This window comes from Vibrio tapetis subsp. tapetis, from assembly GCF_900233005.1.
Lineage (GTDB): Bacteria > Pseudomonadota > Gammaproteobacteria > Enterobacterales > Vibrionaceae > Vibrio > Vibrio tapetis.
Genome location: NZ_LT960611.1, coordinates 1,274,281 through 1,292,455 on the forward strand (window position 1 = coordinate 1,274,281; position 18,175 = coordinate 1,292,455).

The 18,175-nt window shown below is 44.1% G+C and carries 13 protein-coding genes and 1 tRNA gene; 1 reads left to right on the forward strand and 13 read right to left on the reverse strand.

Annotated elements, in window-relative coordinates; translation table 11 throughout:
* Positions 1–48: 48 nt before the first annotated feature.
* The 3 genes from VTAP4600_RS05605 to VTAP4600_RS05615 are packed head-to-tail and all read right to left on the reverse strand — an operon-like array spanning position 49 to position 4,605.
* Complete coding sequence (locus VTAP4600_RS05605) at positions 49–366, reverse strand: DUF1244 domain-containing protein (protein WP_102521888.1); 318 nt, start codon at positions 364–366, stop codon at positions 49–51.
* The gene (gene vexH, locus VTAP4600_RS05610; RefSeq protein ID WP_102521889.1) at positions 359–3,508 is read right to left on the reverse strand and encodes a vibriobactin export RND transporter permease subunit VexH; all 3,150 of its coding nucleotides are present in this window, start codon (positions 3,506–3,508) and stop codon (positions 359–361) included. Before vexH ends, VTAP4600_RS05605 begins: the two co-directional genes overlap by 8 nt.
* A 5-nt stretch (positions 3,509–3,513) precedes the next feature.
* Complete coding sequence (locus VTAP4600_RS05615; RefSeq protein ID WP_102521890.1) at positions 3,514–4,605, reverse strand: efflux RND transporter periplasmic adaptor subunit; 1,092 nt, start codon at positions 4,603–4,605, stop codon at positions 3,514–3,516.
* 295 nt (positions 4,606–4,900) lie between these two features.
* Between VTAP4600_RS05615 and VTAP4600_RS05625 the strand changes: the two genes are divergently transcribed.
* Positions 4,901–4,985: transfer RNA gene (locus VTAP4600_RS05625), tRNA-Tyr, on the forward strand.
* 205 nt (positions 4,986–5,190) lie between these two features.
* Here VTAP4600_RS05625 and VTAP4600_RS05630 read toward each other — a convergent pair.
* From VTAP4600_RS05630 to VTAP4600_RS05675, 10 genes are all read right to left on the reverse strand, one after another.
* The gene (locus tag VTAP4600_RS05630; protein ID WP_102521892.1) at positions 5,191–6,126 is read right to left on the reverse strand and encodes a glutathione S-transferase family protein; all 936 of its coding nucleotides are present in this window, start codon (positions 6,124–6,126) and stop codon (positions 5,191–5,193) included.
* A gap of 163 nt (positions 6,127–6,289) precedes the next feature.
* Positions 6,290–7,162, reverse strand: a complete 873-nt coding sequence (locus tag VTAP4600_RS05635) for a GGDEF domain-containing response regulator (protein ID WP_102521893.1) — start codon at positions 7,160–7,162, stop codon at positions 6,290–6,292.
* A 2-nt stretch (positions 7,163–7,164) separates the two neighbouring features.
* Positions 7,165–9,204 carry a response regulator gene (locus VTAP4600_RS05640; RefSeq protein WP_102521894.1) on the reverse strand — a complete coding sequence of 680 codons (2,040 nt, stop codon included), beginning with the start codon at positions 9,202–9,204 and terminating at the stop codon, positions 7,165–7,167.
* Between the two features lies 1 nt (position 9,205).
* Entirely contained in the window at positions 9,206–9,862 is a 657-nt protein-coding gene (locus VTAP4600_RS05645) for a PAS domain-containing protein (protein WP_172443081.1), read from the reverse strand.
* A gap of 4 nt (positions 9,863–9,866) precedes the next feature.
* Positions 9,867–11,885, reverse strand: coding sequence for a pepsin-like aspartic protease (locus tag VTAP4600_RS05650; RefSeq protein ID WP_102521896.1), 2,019 nt, complete (start codon positions 11,883–11,885; stop codon positions 9,867–9,869).
* A 328-nt stretch (positions 11,886–12,213) separates the two neighbouring features.
* On the reverse strand, positions 12,214–13,203 hold the full coding sequence (gene oppF, locus VTAP4600_RS05655) for a murein tripeptide/oligopeptide ABC transporter ATP binding protein OppF (protein WP_269459947.1): 990 nt from the start codon (positions 13,201–13,203) through the stop codon (positions 12,214–12,216).
* Positions 13,200–14,171, reverse strand: coding sequence for an ABC transporter ATP-binding protein (gene oppD / locus VTAP4600_RS05660; RefSeq protein WP_231897879.1), 972 nt, complete (start codon positions 14,169–14,171; stop codon positions 13,200–13,202). The genes oppF and oppD overlap by 4 nt, the downstream gene beginning before the upstream one ends.
* Positions 14,172–14,193: 22 nt before the next feature.
* Positions 14,194–15,096 (reverse strand): oligopeptide ABC transporter permease OppC, encoded by a 903-nt coding sequence (oppC, locus tag VTAP4600_RS05665; protein WP_102521899.1) that lies wholly within the window; start codon positions 15,094–15,096, stop codon positions 14,194–14,196.
* A 12-nt stretch (positions 15,097–15,108) separates the two neighbouring features.
* Complete coding sequence (gene oppB, locus VTAP4600_RS05670) at positions 15,109–16,029, reverse strand: oligopeptide ABC transporter permease OppB (RefSeq protein ID WP_102521900.1); 921 nt, start codon at positions 16,027–16,029, stop codon at positions 15,109–15,111.
* 106 nt (positions 16,030–16,135) lie between these two features.
* Positions 16,136–17,791 (reverse strand): ABC transporter substrate-binding protein, encoded by a 1,656-nt coding sequence (locus VTAP4600_RS05675; RefSeq protein WP_102521901.1) that lies wholly within the window; start codon positions 17,789–17,791, stop codon positions 16,136–16,138.
* Positions 17,792–18,175: the final 384 nt, after the last annotated feature.

An 18,175-nucleotide genomic window follows, 5' to 3' on the forward strand; every position in this document is an offset into this window, starting at 1 on the left:
CCGCTCATTAAAGAGCGGCACTGAGTTTATCAATCAACCTATCTGGTGTTATTTGTTCTGACGAGCTTCAAAGGCTGCCAATTGCTCAGGCGTTGCCGCTGGTTGATGGTTGTCTTTCCACTCTTGATACGTCATGCCATAAACACGTTCACGTGCGTCATCAATATCTAGGTCGTGACCTTGATTCTCGGCTTCTGCTTTGTACCATTTACTAAAACAGTTGCGACAAAAACCGCCCTCAATCATTAGATCAATGTTTTGTACGTCTTTGTTGTCGTCTAGGTGACGTAACAAACGACGAAACACTTCAGCATCAAGCTTATCTTGTTGCTCTTGGCTTAGGTTCTTGTATTTAAAATCAGCCATTTTTCTCTCCGTTATTGTTCATTCCAAATTCACCGTGGGTAGGTCGTGAAACCGTCTCTCTAGAGAGTGCTTCGTTAAGTTGAGCTTCAACAAAGCCAGGTGAATGTGTGCGCACACATATTAAGCGATACATGGCCGGAATGACAAATAATGTCACCAAAGTCGCAAAGCCCATACCAAAGAAGATCACCGTACCAACGGCGATTCGGCTTTCATAACCCGCGCCAGTCGACACGATCAATGGAATAGAGCCTGCTAGCGTTGTAAAAGCAGTCATGAGAATCGGGCGTAAACGTCTTGCCGCCGCATCGATAATAGCTTGTTCAAACACCACGCCTTTATCACGGAGTTGGTTGGCAAACTCGACAATCAATATGCCATTTTTGGTCACCATACCGATCAACATGATCATCCCAATTTGGCTATAGATGTTGAGCCCTTGATCCATGACAAACAGACCAATAAACCCACCCAATATGCCCATCGGTACGGTCAGCATCACCACTAACGGGTTAATAAAGCTTTCAAACTGAGCCGCTAAGACTAAGTAAGCCACCAGCAGAGCCAGAGCAAATACGACCAACACACTGGCTTGGTTTTCCTTGAACTCTTTAGATTCACCGCTGTAGGCGACAGAAATATCACTCGGAAGGTTTTCAATTGCGAGCCTATCAAGTTCATCCAACGCCTCACCTAAGGTGTAACCATCGTTCAAGTTTGCCGTAAGCGTAATGGATTTTTGCTTGTTGTTGTGTGACAAACGAATGGATGACGCCACTTCTTCGATACGAGTCACTGCATCTAACGTGACCAGTTGGCCGCTGTTGGTTCGCATGTAAATTTGGCTCAAATCCGCCGCATTATTAAAGTGATTTTCATCACCTCGCAAATACACGTCGTATTCTTCACCACGTTCAACAAAGGTGGTTTCTGTTTTGCCACCCAGCATGACTTCAAGCGTATTAGAAATATCGGTGACTTTAATGCCTAGCTCTGCCGCTCTGTTCTTATCAACCGTGACCACCAATTCCGGTGTTTTTTCTGAATAGTTTATTTCTGCACCATTCATTATCTCGCTTTCATTGGCTTTGGTTTTTAGAAGCTCAGACCATTTCTGCAATTCAGGGTAATCTGAACCACCGAGAACAAATTGCACCGGTTCACTCGACCCGCCTCTAAAGCCTGGCATCATTGAGAAAACTCGCGCATCGGGAATATCAACTAAGGCTTTACGGATCATACCCAGCGCTTCTTGCGCCGTCACCGTTCTGTCTTCCCAATCTTCTAGGATCATAATGACAAAACCCGTTTGATCCCCAGCATTACCACCAAATGCAGGCGATTGAACACTGAATGACTTCAATACCCCTTGCCCTAGCAGTGGTAACAGCCTTTCTTCAACAATATCAATGTTAGCGTTCATACGGTTGTAACTGGTGGCATCAGCACCACGGACAAAAGCAAACAACACGCCTCTATCTTCTTGTGGGGCCAGTTGTGAGGGTACTTTGTCCATCAGCACCACACTTCCGCCAATACAGCCAAGAATCACGACTGGCGCTAATATTCTGACCACCATTGCTTTGGTAAGCAGCCAGCGATAACCATTTCCCAGTCGGCCAAATAAACGATCGATGGCTTTATTAAAACGATTCGGCTTCACATTGGCTTTTAGGATTTTACTGCCTAATACTGGCGTCAATGTCAGTGCAATTAGCGACGAGAAGATGACGGACATCGCCAGCAATACGGAGAATTCAGTAAACAGTAAGCCCACCATGCCTTCCATAAAGGAAATAGGTAAGAACACCATAACCAAAACAAGCGTGGTGGCGACGACGGCAAAACCAACTTCTCTGGTGCCTTTATAAGCCGCGACAAGGGGCGATTCGCCTTTTTCAATGTGATGAAAAATATTTTCAACCACCACAATGGCATCATCCACAACCAAGCCGATCGACAAGATCAGGGCCATCAAGGTGATCAGGTTGATCGAGAAACCAAAGTAATACGCTGCAATAAAAGAAGAAATCAACGACACAGGCACGGTTACCGCAGGGATAAGCGTCGCACGAACCTGACCAATAAAGATGTACAGCACCAAAATCACCAGACCACCGGTAATAAATAGGGTGTTGTATACCTCACTGATAGAGCGGTCGATAAACACGGTCGAGTCGTAATCTATCGCAAGACGGGTGCCTTCTGGCAAAAACTTTTGAATATTATCCACTTCTTCACGCACAGATTTGGCGACTTGAAGTGGGTTTGCGTCCGACTGAGGAACAATGCCTAAACTGACATTGACCACGCCATCACTTTTAAAGGTCGAATTCTCGTTTTGTGCCCCTATATAAACGTCAGCGACGTCTTTGAGATAGATCGGCGTGCCATCGCTGGCTTGTTTAACCACCAGGTAGTCAAAGTCTGCTGCCGTGTTATAAAGACGCGCGGTACGAACGGACATAACAATCGCATCATTACGTACTTCACCACCGGGATTTTCGACGTTTTCGCTCTTAAGCGCACTGGTAATATCGGTAGTGGTCACCCCTCGGCCAGCCATTAGCTCTGGTTTTAGCTTGACGTACATGACCTTATATAAACCACCAGAAATTTGCACAGAGCTCACACCGGAGATCAAACTGAATCGGTCGTTCAAGACTCGGTCTGTGTAATCGGTGAGTTGAGTACGATCCATTACCGACGAACTCAAGTTAATATAGATCGAGGCTTCACCAGTACCATTGTCTTTATAAACAATAGGGTCGTCGGCTTCATCAGGCAGTCGTCTTTGCGCCCTTGCTACCGCATCACGAACATCACTGGCACCGGTATTTAAGTCATACCCCAGTTCAAACGTAATTTTAATGCGCGACGATCCATTCCGCGTTGTCGACGTGATCTCGTCAATGCCACTAATACCAGAAAGCTGATCTTCTAAGACTGAGGTAATTTGGCTCTCTATAATAGAAGCGGACGCACCGTCATACCTTGTCGATATGGACACCACTGGGCTTTCAATATCAGGCATTTCGCGTACGGCAAGTTTAGTAAACGAAACCGCGCCAAATACGCACAGCAATAAGCTCAATACAATCGCTACAATCGGTCTTTTTACAGAGACATCAGATAACCACATACTCGTTACCCCTTACTATCAAGGGATTTTGCAGGCTTGCCCTGAGTTTCCGCTTGCTCATTGGATGGCAAAATTCTAACTGCCGCACCATCACGCATGTTGACGATCCCTTGAGTAACAATGGTTTGACCGATATCTAACCCACTCTCTACGACAACTTCATTTTCTACTCGGGCACCCAAAGTGATTTCAGTGCGCTTGGCTTTGTTGTCTGCATCAATCACGTAGACGTAACGCTTAGTGCCTGAATATTCCAAAGCCTGAACAGGAATAATCGGTGCTTCAATGGCTGGGAAAGCAATATCCACCGCCATCAACATGCCCGGCTTAAGCATTTTATTTTCATTCATAAAATGAACCCGAACGCGTAAATTCAGGGTTTCTTTATTTACTCGTGAGTCGACACCAACGATTTCACCGGTAAATATCTGCTGCCAAGCTTGGCTTGTCGCAGTCACTTTCATGCCATTTGATAACATAGATAAGTAACGCTCAGGTACTTGAACGTCGAGTTCCATGAGATCCAAATTATCTAAGGTAAGCAATTCAGCGCCCACACTGACTAACTTACCGCGGCTGAAATCAACAAAGCCGACTGTGCCATTAAATGGCGCCTTGATATGTAGATCACTCAAATCGGCTTGTGCTGAATCCAAGCGCGCTTGCGCAATATCAACCGAAGACTTCTGGCCTTCGATTTCAGTCTGTGTGATGGCGCCACGTTTGAGCAGTTTTTGATATTCAACCAAAACACGTTTCTGATCATTCAAATACGCTTTTGCTTCAGACACGGCCGCTCTCGCTTTGTCGTCATTTAGCATGACCAGCAATTGATTCTGTTTAACATCTTGATTCGACTTAACCGATATTTTTTCAATTCGACCCGCCGCTTCTGGGGAAATAATCACGGACTCGCTGGCTTCTAATTTACCGATCAATGAAAGAGATTGAGAGATTTGGTGTTCGGCAACCGTTTGGGCAACAACAGCAATGCTTTGTGCACCTCGAGAGCCGCCTTGTCGGCCTTTTGCATAAGCACTGGCGCTCAAAGAGAGGCATGTTACTAAAGCAATGGTTGTTATTATTTTGTTTTTCATCTGCAATAACCAAGAAATACGATTGAGCGTTATTCTATCAGTCGATTTCGCTTTGAGCGTAAAGGAATGTAAAGGTTAGAAAATAATAGCTTTAAGCCTAATGAATATGCTCAACTTTAGAGCAAAACGTGCGTTTTTTATCGTTCTTGCCGAAAAAGTCAGCATTCAAACCAAATATCTAAGAAATCCCTTTACAGGTTTCCCGTGTTTGATATTATGCGCTCCGCACTTAGCAACCGTGTTGGGAAAACAACCGCTAAGCCTATTTGTTGTAAACGAGTAGGAAAATGCCCCTGGAGGGGTTCCCGAGTGGCCAAAGGGAGCAGACTGTAAATCTGCCGGCTCAGCCTTCGATGGTTCGAATCCGTCCCCCTCCACCATATTCTTGCATTAAGCATGAAGCAAAAAAACCAGCTCATTGAGCTGGTTTTTTTGTGCTTGTAGAAAAAGAAGAATTCGCTTTGCTCACTAGAATACAGAAAGAGTGGAGACTAGAGTGCTTCGCTTCTAGAAACTAGAACGCTTCGCTACTATAAAAGCAAAACCCTTCAGCTATTGCTCTTATAGCCTCTAGCCCAGATTCTCCTACCTACCATGCTCACTGTCTAAATCCAACCATGGCCCCTTCGGCACAACTTGAGTTGGGTTAATTCCTGCATGACTAAAATAATAGTGTCGCTTGATATGATCAAAATTGGTGGTTTGTTTAACCCCGGTAACTTGGTATAACTCTTTTAAGTAACCTTGGATATGTTCATAATCTGCAATGCGCTTTTTGTTGCATTTAAAGTGACCAACGTAAACCGCATCAAACCGGACAAGCGTGATAAACAGTCGCCAGTCAGCCTCTGTAATTTGCTCACCAGCTAAATATCGTGAATGCTTGAGATGTGCATCGACTCTATCTAACGCAGAAAACAGCTGCTCATAGGCTTCTTCGTATGCCTCTTGAGTGGTTGAAAAACCACAACGATAAACACCATTGTTTATGTTTGGATAAATAAAGTCATTCCAATGGTCGATGTCTTTGCGTAAGTGCTCAGGATAATAGTCATCACTATTACTCGTAAGGGAATTGAAAGCGCTGTTAAACATTCTGATGATTTCAGAAGATTCATTACTCACAATGGTATTGGTTTTTTTGTCCCAAAGAATAGGAACCGTCACCCGGCCTGTATAGTCAGCCTTTGCTTTGCTGTAAAGTTGATGAGCGCGGGTAAAGCCAAACAAAGGTTCGGGAGAGTCAAACTGCCAACCTTCGCTTAGCATGTCAGGGCTCACGATGGACACATCGATGTGCTCGGTTAAGCCTTTTAACTCACGGAAAATCAAGGTACGGTGAGCCCAAGGACAAGCCAGTGATACGTATAAGTGATATCGCCCTGATTCCGCCGGAAACTCAGCATTAAGATCCGGCGTTATCCAGCCACGAAAGCCCGCGTCTTCACGAACGAACTTTCCACCGCTTTCTTTTGTGTCATACCAGACGTCATGCCAAACACCTTCTACTAACTTTCCCATATCAAACTCCATCTAAAAACAGTTCTCGGCTATTTCATCACAAAATGCCTTATCTATTTCTATAGTATAATTTGATCGAAAATTACTACGGCTAGATTGGTTTGTTCAACTTCATCAAAATTTTCGAATGATTGAACAGTCATCGGCTTAAATACCCACGAGGTTAGTCAGCCCACACAACACAGTTTTTCCCCTGCGCCTTGGCACTGTAAAGTGCTTTATCCGCCAGATGAAATAACGTCGAATCACTTGAACGCGTATCCGGCACGCATGAAGCGCCACCAGCACTCATCGTCACTTCACTTCTTTCTACAACGGCAGTTAAGCAATCAATAATTTGTTCCAATGCGTCGGCTCTATTGACTCCCGGCATCAATACCACAAACTCTTCTCCACCAAACCGTGATACCAAATGGCCGGGTTCCGTAAAAAACTCCCTTAATACCTTAGAAACTTTCTTTAAAAGTTCGTCGCCTGCATCGTGACCATGAAGGTCATTGAATAATTTAAAATCATCAATATCAAATACTGCCAAAGAGATGAACTTACGTGCCTCTTGGCCTCGCTTCCATTCACTTTTCAATACTTCATCATAATGCCGACGATTAGGGAGCGAGGTCAGGTAGTCCCGACGTGCTAACTGCTGCAGTTTGTTCGTTTGCTCAACCAGTTGTAAGTGAGTCCGTACTCTGGCTTTTACTATTCCAAAGTGGAAAGGTTTAAAGATATAGTCTGCAGCACCATTTATTAACCCTTTTTCTTCATTATTATAATCAGCTAATGCTGAGATAAAAATCACGGGAATATGGCTAGTAAGCGGGTTCTGCCGCAATTCGCTTAAGGTTTCAAAACCATCGAGTCCCGGCATTTTCACATCAAGTAATATTAAATCTGGCTGATATTGCTGCGCCTTTCTAAGCGCTTGCTCTCCGCTTTTAGCTAAGGTTACATTGGCTTCTTCACTGACTAATTCACTCAGTATTTTTAGATTAATGACTTCATCATCTACAATCAAGACACGCTGAACTACTTCCATTGCTACCTTCCTCGCACTTGATTAAGCACTTGCTTCACGATCATATGAGCGCTTTCAAATTCAATTTCATCAAGGTATTGCTCGACAATTTCGAGTTGCTCTCGCACTTCTTCCTCTTGCATCTTTTGCGACAAGATCGTTCTAACAGTCTTTTCAGCAGCGAAGTCTGATTTTTCCAGCTGCATTAACAGTGTTGCTAATTCTTGTTCAAATATCGGATCTGATGCCTTACTCTCTAACGCCTTTATCGACTGCTGATATATCGGTGCCAGTTGCTGTATCACCTCATTGAGCATGCTAGACAAAGCATCAGCCTGTTTTTCATAATCATTTTGTTCGATATGGCGCTCTAAATCACTCGCCAACCTCGCAAGCCACGGAGCGCCTATATACGCTGCGTTAGACTTAAGACTATGCAGTTCATCCTTCAAGACGTTTACATCGAGCTCTTGAACAGCAAACATTAGCGGGTTATCACAGTATCGAAAGTAAAAGCTCTGAACCAAGGAAAGATAAAGCGGCTCTCTTTGGTTTAGGCGAGCCAATGCAGATTGCACATCGAGTACATCTGCTTGCTTTAACTCGTCTATCTGCTTTTTGGTATTACCGCCACTTTCTGCCACTCTATTTTGAGCAAAGTCGATATCAAGGTGAGTGAGGAGAGTCTGTTGAAGTTGGTACTCATCCAAAGGTTTACTCAAGTGACCGGACATTCCCACGTCAAGACACTCTTGTACCGTTGCTTCAGCGACGTGCGCCGTAAGCGCTATAATAGGTATTTTTGTACGATGACTGGCTCGTATTTGGCGAGTTGCTGACAGGCCATCTAACTTAGGCATTTGAATGTCCATCAAGACCAAATCATAATCTTGCAACCTAACTTTCTCTATTGCTTCTTCCCCATTCGCTGCGGTATCGACTCGCAATCCATAATCATCCAAATACCCTAAGGCAACTTGTAGATTTATCGGGTTGTCGTCGACCAGTAATACGCGATGCCCAGCCAGCAATTCTTTCATTGGCGGATGTATATCTAGCGAAGGTTGAAATAAGGTGACGCGGCCAAGTTGAGGGAAAATAGAGGCCGGTGTAATGGGTTTTTCAATGCAATTAAATAAGCCATCAAAGCCAAGTTCTGACACACTTTTTAGGCCATCGGCCATGACGATCAACTTATTTGATTTTTGATACTGTTTAAGCACTCTAAGCGTGGATTCAGCGTGTTCCCCACGGATGCATTCCCAATCAATCACGATACGGTCAAAGGGAAGTCCTAGGCTGAACGCCTCTCTTGCTCGGGCTAACCCTTGGCCAGAAAATTGGACGTGATCGACATCAAAACCTGCAGAAGTGAGCATTTTCATATTCAATGCTGCACTATAAACACTTGGATCTACTAATAAAATTCGACTATTTTTTTCAATCACTACTTCATTGATCAAGCTTTCTGCTTCTGCAATCTCCACAGGAATACGTACACAGAAACGGCTCCCCTTGTTAACTTCGCTGTCAACATTGATCGAGCCCCCCATTAGTTCGACCAATTTTTTACAAATGGATAAGCCTAACCCGCTGCCCCCGTAACGACGCGTAATAGAGCTGTCTGCCTGTGTAAAAGAGCTGAATAAATGAACCTGCTGTTCCTCGGATACGCCAATACCCGTATCGGTCACGCTGTATTCTAAGGTGCCCCTGCTCTTTCCTTTTGAGTGAAATCCGACGTTAAGCGTTACTGCGCCTTTATGGGTGAACTTCACCGCATTACTGAGTAAGTTAATCGCAATTTGCTGGATTCTAAGCGGATCGCCTTTCAGCTTTCTTGGCATCATCGGGTCAATAAAGCATGCCAATTCAAGCCGCTTTTCTGTGGCTTTAAATCCATTAAGATTTAACGCCTGCTTCATGATTATTTCCGGATTAAAATCAACAGACTCGGGCTCTAATTTGTCTGCATCCATTTTTGAAAAGTCTAGTATGTCGTTCACCAGCCCTATCAATATGTTCCCTGAATCCAATATTTTATTGATGTAGTCTTGCTGCACATCATCTAACTGAGATTTTTTTTAACAAATTACTCAGGCCCAACATGGCATTGATCGGCGTTCTGATCTCATGACTGATACGTGAAACAAAAGAAGATTTTGCTTCCAATGCCATTTCTAGATCGTGGGTAATGGCTTCTAGTTCCTGAGTACGAGCCTTTACTTTTTCATCCAATTCACTGTTAATGCCTTCTAGCGCTTGGGAGTACTCTTGCAGTTTAATATTGGCATCTAATGCCATCTGTTCTGCTTCTTTGATTCGGGATATATCACGCGCAACGCCACAGACAAAGATCGGCTCGTCATTCGCGTCAAAGATGGGCACAAATAGGGTATCGACGAAGACAGGTTTCTCGTCTTTTGTTGCAAACTGTTCAAAAGAAACCGGTTTTCGTGCCGCAATTGCCTGTCGATAAGTCTCGTACAAGCCTTCGACTATGTCATCGTCCCACGTTTCACGAATGTTGTAACGGTGAATGGGATCGTCTGGCTCAAACCCCATGATCGCCCGTGAAGCGGGGTTGTTGTCATACAAGGTAAACTCACCGTTAGGCTCAACCGCCATAATGAACATTAAGTCGACCGAGTGTTTCCATAATTTTGAAAAACACTCTCTCACGACATCGTCATGTTCATTTTGATCAAAACTTTGTCTCATGATATCAACTCCTTGATGTACACATTCGTGTAAAACACAACTGTTGTGCATTGGCCTGCATGTAGCTATCTTCGACACTGGTTCCGTGGGCTGTCCATAGGTTCACTATCAGTTTATCGGCCTCTCGGTCCAGATACCCACTCACTGAAATAGGTAGGCCACTGAGCCCTTTACCTGCAACACTTAAACTCCGACGCTCCACATCCGCCCCCAGTAAAGCAGGCAAAGTATCTGCAAAGCCTTTGAGTGTCGTTACCTTGTTATGCTGTTCAAATTGTACGTTGAGCAAACCTTGTCTTTCATCGACGACTGCACATTGAAGCGTTAACTCATGCTGCTCATCCCACCAAGTGCCATTAAACGGAGAACTCACTAATTCACTTTGATTGAATAAATTTGATAACAATTGATTGTCTTCTTGTTTCTCAACCGAGCTGCATTTATCAAACATCAATTTATCGATAAAATCTCCAACTTGTGCGCCCCCGTAATGGTTGGTCGCGACCAAAGAGTTAATCACAGATAATTGAGTATCATTCACCATTTGGCCACAGTACGTCGACATCCAACGCCAACTGTCGTTAGGTTCAGCGTCCGCATCATGCGCACGCCAAGTGATCGCCAGCGCGACTGCCTGCCCTTCCGCTTGAGTAGGGTTATGCTCTGAACTCCAGCCGTATACATAGTAACAACCGGATGCGCCAGTGGTCGATGAGTAGGTTCCCCATACTTCACCACTAGGCTGAGTTAATAAGTCCATTTGCGAGCCATAGCTATTTTCCCAGCGTCCCGTCAGTTTAAAATCGCTTGAAAAATCTTTTTGATAGATCGCAGGTGGCTTAGTTTGACGAGTTTTTATCACTTGGGGGCCTTCGGGCTTGTTAAACAGCCACATCCCGACAGGCTCAAGTTGACCAGCGTCATTCATTCGGTATTGATATACGGTGTAAAGGCTGTCCATCACGACCGAGCCGACCAATGTTAATGCATCCAACCCTTGCATAGGTTGAAATTGCGGCACCGTTTTTCCCTCTAGGTCACCATGCTCAATGGTTACATCATACAAATCCTTGGGTATCTCGATTTCACCGGCCAACGAGTTGGCATTCGCAGCGAAGCTCAGCGACAACGGTTTGCCATACAAACCCGCTTGCTGATAGGCAGAAAACATCGTGTCTGGATCGCCTTTAAACTGGGAAGAGCCTGAATCTAAACAGAACCATTGCTTGGTGCTCTCATCCGACTGACAAAGAACCTCATCGCCCATTTTCATCACGGCTAACGGCGTTGTCCAAATATAATAAAGAGACGCGACATCTGAATTCGCAGCATAGCGTTCCCACGGCAGAAACAAGTATTCACGGCTGTTTACGTAATCTGGGTTTAGCGCCCCAAACGTCACCTCTCCTTGCTTGGAAACAGGATCGGTTTCAAACCCTACGTAAGGGCTCTCGGCAGAAATAACATTGTTCTCAACCAAAGACTCAAGAAAGTGAAAACGAGCTTCACTATGGCATTGATGATGGCCTCTAAGCGCACTTTTGGCTCCGTTGTTATTGAGCGGAATATGAGAATAACTCGGTAACCCAATACCTCCGTCCCAATTAAGCTCGTCAAACTGACTGCCGTCATAATGGCTTGAGAGGTAAAGATCGGAGTTAAGTGTTATGTCATTTTGTACTGATAATGTCAGCAAATCCTCTCCGCTCGAAACCACCATCTCTCCCCAAGGGCCAAAGTCCACGGTGATCGGGGTACGGTTAACCCATTCGAAACTGGAAGATGTTTTATAGTTGAACTCATCGCCACCAAAGTGATGACAAGTGTCTGGCCCACATAATGTCGAGGTCACCCAGTTAAAATTGCTGGCGGTATCAAAAGAAAACTTTAATGCTTGTATCGGAGTCCCGACACCGACTTCTGCATACCAAGGCGAAGCGCCATTGTTCTGAAATGGGCCTTTTTTAAGTGGAAGTGACAATCCCTTATTGTGCTCTCCAATACCCAGTTTAACGTTATCCATTACGTCATCCTTTACACAATTAATATAATCCACACCTCCATACTATTGACATATCAAACAATATCCATAGTAAATAAGCACTATTTGAGCGCTAAATTAGTAATATCTAATGACCTTCACGTTTTTTTGTATTTGAGTCTCGCGATACCATAAAACTGCAATGCCCTACCTAGCCATAAAAAGTGACAATAAGTTGGTCAGAGTTACAAACCCAAAGTGGGATATTGAGAACAAGGATTGAATTGAAGCAGGTACTAACATGAAAAGGGAGTAACACAAAAAAAGCGCAGCCCTTACGGAACTGCGCTTGAGCCTGTCACAGGCTGAATTAATCGACCATCAAACAAGATACGGCGTGAACGTCGTCACCTTTAATTTGCGGTTTTTGTTGTGCACATAACTCCGTTGCTTGAGGACAACGAGTACGGAACACACAACCTGATGGTGGATTCATTGGTGAAGGTAAGTCACCTTCAAGCATTTCAATTTTTTTCTTACGCTCTAGCTCTGGATCAGGAATTGGAACTGCTGACATCAGTGCACGAGTGTATGGGTGTTTAGGATTATCAAACAGGGCTTTAGATTCGCCCAATTCAACAGCATTACCTAAGTACATAACCAGTACGCGGTCTGAAATGTGTTTCACCACTGACAGATCGTGAGCAATGAAAACCAAGCTTAGATTCATCTCTTTTTGTATCTCTTGCAGCAGGTTGACTACCTGAGCTTGAATAGACACATCCAGAGCCGATACTGGCTCATCACAAATGATCATCTTCGGCTTAAGGATAAGCGCACGCGCAATACCAATACGCTGACACTGACCACCAGAGAACTCATGTGGATAACGGTTGATAACGTTAGGCAGTAAGCCTACCTTCATCATCATCTCTTTCACACGATCTTTCACGTCTTGCTTGGAAACTTCAGGGTAGAAGGTTTCCAACGGTTCAGCGATGATGTCTCCGATTGTCATTCGCGGGTTAAGCGATGCCAGTGGATCTTGGAAAATCATCTGAATCTCTTTACGAGTTTCACGACGCTGCACTTCTTGCATTTTAGTCAGGTCTTGACCCATCCAAACGACATCGCCGTCTGTCGCGTCCACTAAACCAACAATTGCTCGTGCAAAGGTAGATTTACCACAGCCAGATTCACCCACAACACCTAATGTTTCGCCTTCGTAAAGGTGAACATTAACGCCATCAACCGCTTTCAACGCCGTTGGTTTAGCCCATGGCCAAGCCGACTTAGAGGCAATGTTGAAGTGAACTTTCAGGTTTTTTATATCAAGGATTAATTTCTTTGCTTCACTCATTTTGTCCAAGTCTCCCAGTCAGAAAAACAAGCGCGTTGACGTCCTTCGCCGAATGGCAATAGGATTGGCGCTTCAGTCTTACAACGATCCGTTACACGATGGCAGCGCTCTTGATAAGGGCAACCTGGTGGTAGGCGAAGTAAGTTTGGTGGGTTGCCTGGAATGGTAGGCAAAATATCCCCTTCCGTATCCAAACGCGGAATCGCTTTTAATAGCCCTTCTGCGTACGGATGCGTTGGTTCATAGAAAATCTCGTTTACTGTGCCATATTCCATTGTACGACCGGCGTACATCACAAGCACTTTGTCACATGAGCCCGCCACAACACCAAGGTCGTGAGTGATCATAATGATGGCTGTGTTGAACTCTTTTTTCAGGTCGTTCAGTAGATCCATGATCTGCGCTTGAACCGTTACATCTAGAGCCGTTGTTGGCTCATCGGCAATCAATAGCTTTGGTCGACATAGTAGCGCCATTGCAATCATTACACGTTGACGCATACCGCCAGAGAATTCATGCGGATACATGGTAATACGTTTACGCGCTTCTGGGATTTTAACCGCATCGAGCATACGTACTGATTCTTCAAATGCTTCTGCTCTTCCCATGCCTTTGTGCAGCATCAACACTTCCATAAGCTGATCACTTACTTTCATGTATGGGTTAAGTGACGTCATTGGATCTTGGAAGATCATGGCGATCTGTTCTGCTCGAACTTTATTCAGTTCTTTTTCTGGCAGATTCAGTATTTCATTGCCTTCAAACTTTGCACTACCTGAGATGATACCGTTCTTGGCAAGCAAGCCCATTAAGGCAAACACAGTTTGTGATTTACCAGAACCAGACTCACCAACGATACCTAAGGTTTCGCCTTGATTAAGAGAGAAGTTTAAATCGTTAACTGCGGTTACGATTCCGTCTTGCGTGGTAAATTCAACACGCAGATCTTTGACATCTAATAAGCTCATATTGCTTTCCTTCTTATTATAGTTATCTGTCTTTTGGATCGAGTGCGTCACGAAGACCATCACCGACATAGTTAAAGCAGAACAGGGTCACGACCATGAAAGCTGCAGGGAATGCCAGTTGCCAAATTGCAACTTCCATTGTTTGCGAACCTTCTTGAAGCAATGCGCCCCAGCTAGTCATTGGCTCTTGTACACCAAGACCAAGGAAAGAAAGGAATGACTCGGTCAGAATCATAGATGGAATCAGTAGAGTTGAGTAAACCGCAACAATACCTAATACGTTTGGTACGATATGACGAGTGATGATTTTCCACTTGCTCACACCACATACGTGTGCCGCTTCGATGAATTCTTTACTACGTAAGCTCAGAGTCTGACCACGTACGATACGCGCCATATCAAGCCATGCAATCGCACCGATAGCAACAAAGATAAGCACGATGTTACGACCAAAGAAGGTCACCAATACGATAACCAAGAACATGAATGGTACTGCGTATAGGATTTCTAGGATACGCATCATGATACGGTCGGTACGGCCACCAATGAAACCTGATGCCGCGCCGTAAAGCGTACCAATAACAACGGCAACCAATGCACCGAGTACACCTACCATCAATGAAATTCGGCCACCCACTAGAGTACGGACGTATAAGTCTCGACCTAAGCTGTCGGTACCAAACCAGTGATCAGCGTTCGGGCCTACGTGCATTGCATACCAATCGGTATTATCGTAAGTGTAAGGGGCAATCATTGGCAAAAATATTACTGCCAAAGTTAAAACCGCTAGGATCGCCAGGCTCACCATTGCCGCTTTATTACGCATAAAACGGATACGGGCGTCCTGCCATAAACTGCGACCTTCAATTTCTAAGTTCTCAGAGAACTTTTCGATCGCATCTAAATTTTCTTTTTTCGTCAGCATGAGAGTCCGTCCCTAGTAGCGAATTTTCGGGTCAATTACAGCCAGTAATATATCAACGATGGCGTTGAATACGATGAACAAGAAACCAATCAAAATGGTGACTGCCATTACTAGTGAATAATCACGGTTGAATGCCGCATTGACGAATAGCTTACCGATACCCGGTAGGCCAAAAATAGTTTCGATAACCACCGAACCTGTGATGATACCTACGAATGCAGGCCCCATGTAAGAAACAACAGGCAACAATGCAGGGCGAAGTGCATGCTTTAGGATGATATAACGGTAGCTAAGACCTTTTGCACGAGCAGTACGGATGAAGTTACTGTTTAACGTTTCGATCATCGAGCCACGAGTAATACGGGCGAACGTTGCAATGTACAGCATCGACATAGCGAGAACTGGTAATACCATGTATTGCCAGGATCCTCCGTACCAACCACCAGCGGGAAGCCAATCAAGCTTAATTGCAAAAATGTACATCAAGGTAGGTGCAATTACGAAAGAAGGCATGACTACACCGATCATGGCGGTGGCCATAACGCCATAGTCAACCCATGTGTTTTGCCGCAGAGCCGCAAAGGTACCGACTGACACACCAAGAATTACAGTGAAAATAAACGCGATGGCACCCACTTTAGCCGATACAGGCAAAGCAACCGCAATGAGTTCATTTACCGTGTAATCTAGGTATTTGAACGACGGACCAAAGTCGCCTTGCAAAATGTTGGTTAAGTACGTGGTGTATTGTTCAAATACAGGTTTATCAAGGCCGTATTTCGCCTCAATGTTTGCCATTACTTGTGGTGGTAAAGGACGTTCGCTCGAGAAAGGGTTACCCGGTGCGAAACGCATTAGAAAGAACGATACAGTGATAAGCACCAACATCGTTGGAATGGCTTCAAATATCCGTTTCATGATGAATTTAAACATAAACTCACTCTTCCAGTCTGTGACAATTAAAATCAGAAAGACGCTACATGTGCTAATAAAGCACATGCAGTGTCTGAGTTACTTATAGTTTTTTTAGCGTCAGTTTTTACTGAGCTTTGATGTATAGATCTTTGGAGTAAATCTTGTCTTCCGCATTGTTAACCGGGAAACCGCCAACTTGAGGAGAAACTAGACGAGATTTAACATATTGATAGATTGGAGCAATTGGCATGTCTTTAGCAAGTAGAGCTTCAGCTTCAAGATAAAGCTTAGTACGCTCTTCTTCAGACGTTGAGTTCAATGCTTTATCAATGATTGCATCGTACTCAGCACTGTCGTAGTGGATACCGCCAGTTGTGTTATTGCTTACCATTAGAGTAAGGAATGAAGACGCTTCGTTGTAGTCACCACACCAGCCGGCACGCGCTACTTCGAAATCACCTGTATCTTTAGACGCTAGGTATGTTTTCCACTCTTGGTTTTCTAGAGTTACTTCTAGGCCTAGAGTCTTCTTCCACATTGAACCCAATGCTACTGCAATCTTCTTGTAGTTTTCAGAAGTGTTGTAAAGTAGAGAGAATTTCAGTGGGTTATCAGTACCAAAACCAGCTTCTGTTAGTAGTTTCGCCGCTTCTGTATCACGTTCAGCTTGAGTCATCTTGCCGTAAGCAGGTGCTTCTGGGCTGAATCCAGCTGTGACTTCAGGAGTCAGGAAGTAAGCAGGTTTTTGGCCTTGACCTAAGATAGCATCAGATACGATGTTACGGTCGATTGCGTAAGAAATTGCTTTACGTACGCGAACATCATCAAACGGTTTTTTCTTCGTGTTGAAAATGTAGTAGTAAGTACACAAGTTACCTTGAATTGAAAGAGACTCTGGGTTTTCTTTCTTCAGACGCTTGAAGTGCTCAGTTGGCAGTTCGTTTGTGAAGTCAATTTCGCCAGACAAGAAACGGTTCATTTCCGTTACTTGGTTTTCAATTGGAAGGAACGTAACTTGGTTAAGAGTCGTGTTCGCGTTATCCCAGTATTGGTCATTACGCTTAACAACTAGGCGCTCGTTTACTACCCACTTGTCTACTACGTATGCACCGTTACCAACGAAGTTTTCAGGCTTCGTCCACTGGTCGCCAAATTTCTCAACTGTCGCTTTATGAACAGGCTTCACTGTTGTGTGACCCATCATCATAACGAAGTAAGGAACCGCAGCGTCTAGTTGAACTTCTAGTGTGTTAGCGTCAATCGCTTTAACACCTAGTGTGCTTTTGTCTTTCTTTCCAGCAATGATGTCTTTTGCATTCGTCATCTTGGTGTATTCCATGTACCAAGAATATGGAGAAGCAGTTGCTGGATCAACGGCACGTTGGAAGCTGTATACGAAATCTTCCGCAGTGACAGGATCGCCGTTAGACCATTTAGCATCTTTACGTAGGTGGAAAGTGAATGTTTTGTTGTCTGCGGTTTCCCAGCTTTCAGCAACACCTGGGATAGTATTACCTTCACCGTCTTGGTTTACTAGACCTTCAAGAAGATCACGAATAACGTGAGATTCTGGAACACCTTGAGATTTGTGCGGGTCAATGGTCGCTACTTCAGTACCATTACCACGAACCAATTCCTGTACTGCGGCCAGTTTTGATTCGCTAGATTCTACTTTTGCTGGTTGCGCTGCTTGTTCTTCTGGCTTATCGCCACAACCTACAAGAGCAAGAGAAAGGCCCGTACCTACTAATAGCGCACGAGTAATTTTATTTTTATACATGAAGAAACTCCAATTTTTATTTATTTGCATCCATGACGTCTTCATAAATACCTGAACGGCAGGTATTTTTAGAAAAAATCGCATGAAATTAGCATAAATTTCACACAACGCTTCTCAAAACACTATGAAGATTGGGCAACAATCTATCAATCATTGGGGTAATTTGCCATAAAAATGTATTAAAAAGTCGGATAATGTTGACAAGATCCGTATTTATTAGCGAATTATTCCAGAGTTAATCAAAATTGCAGTCATAACCTATCAACATTGACCATAAAGCCGTTTTTTATATTCCGTTTATTCCAATAACAAACCAATACTCGATAGATTATTCTAACCCTATACAAAAACGTAACATTTAATAAACCCCTAGTCGAACTAAAC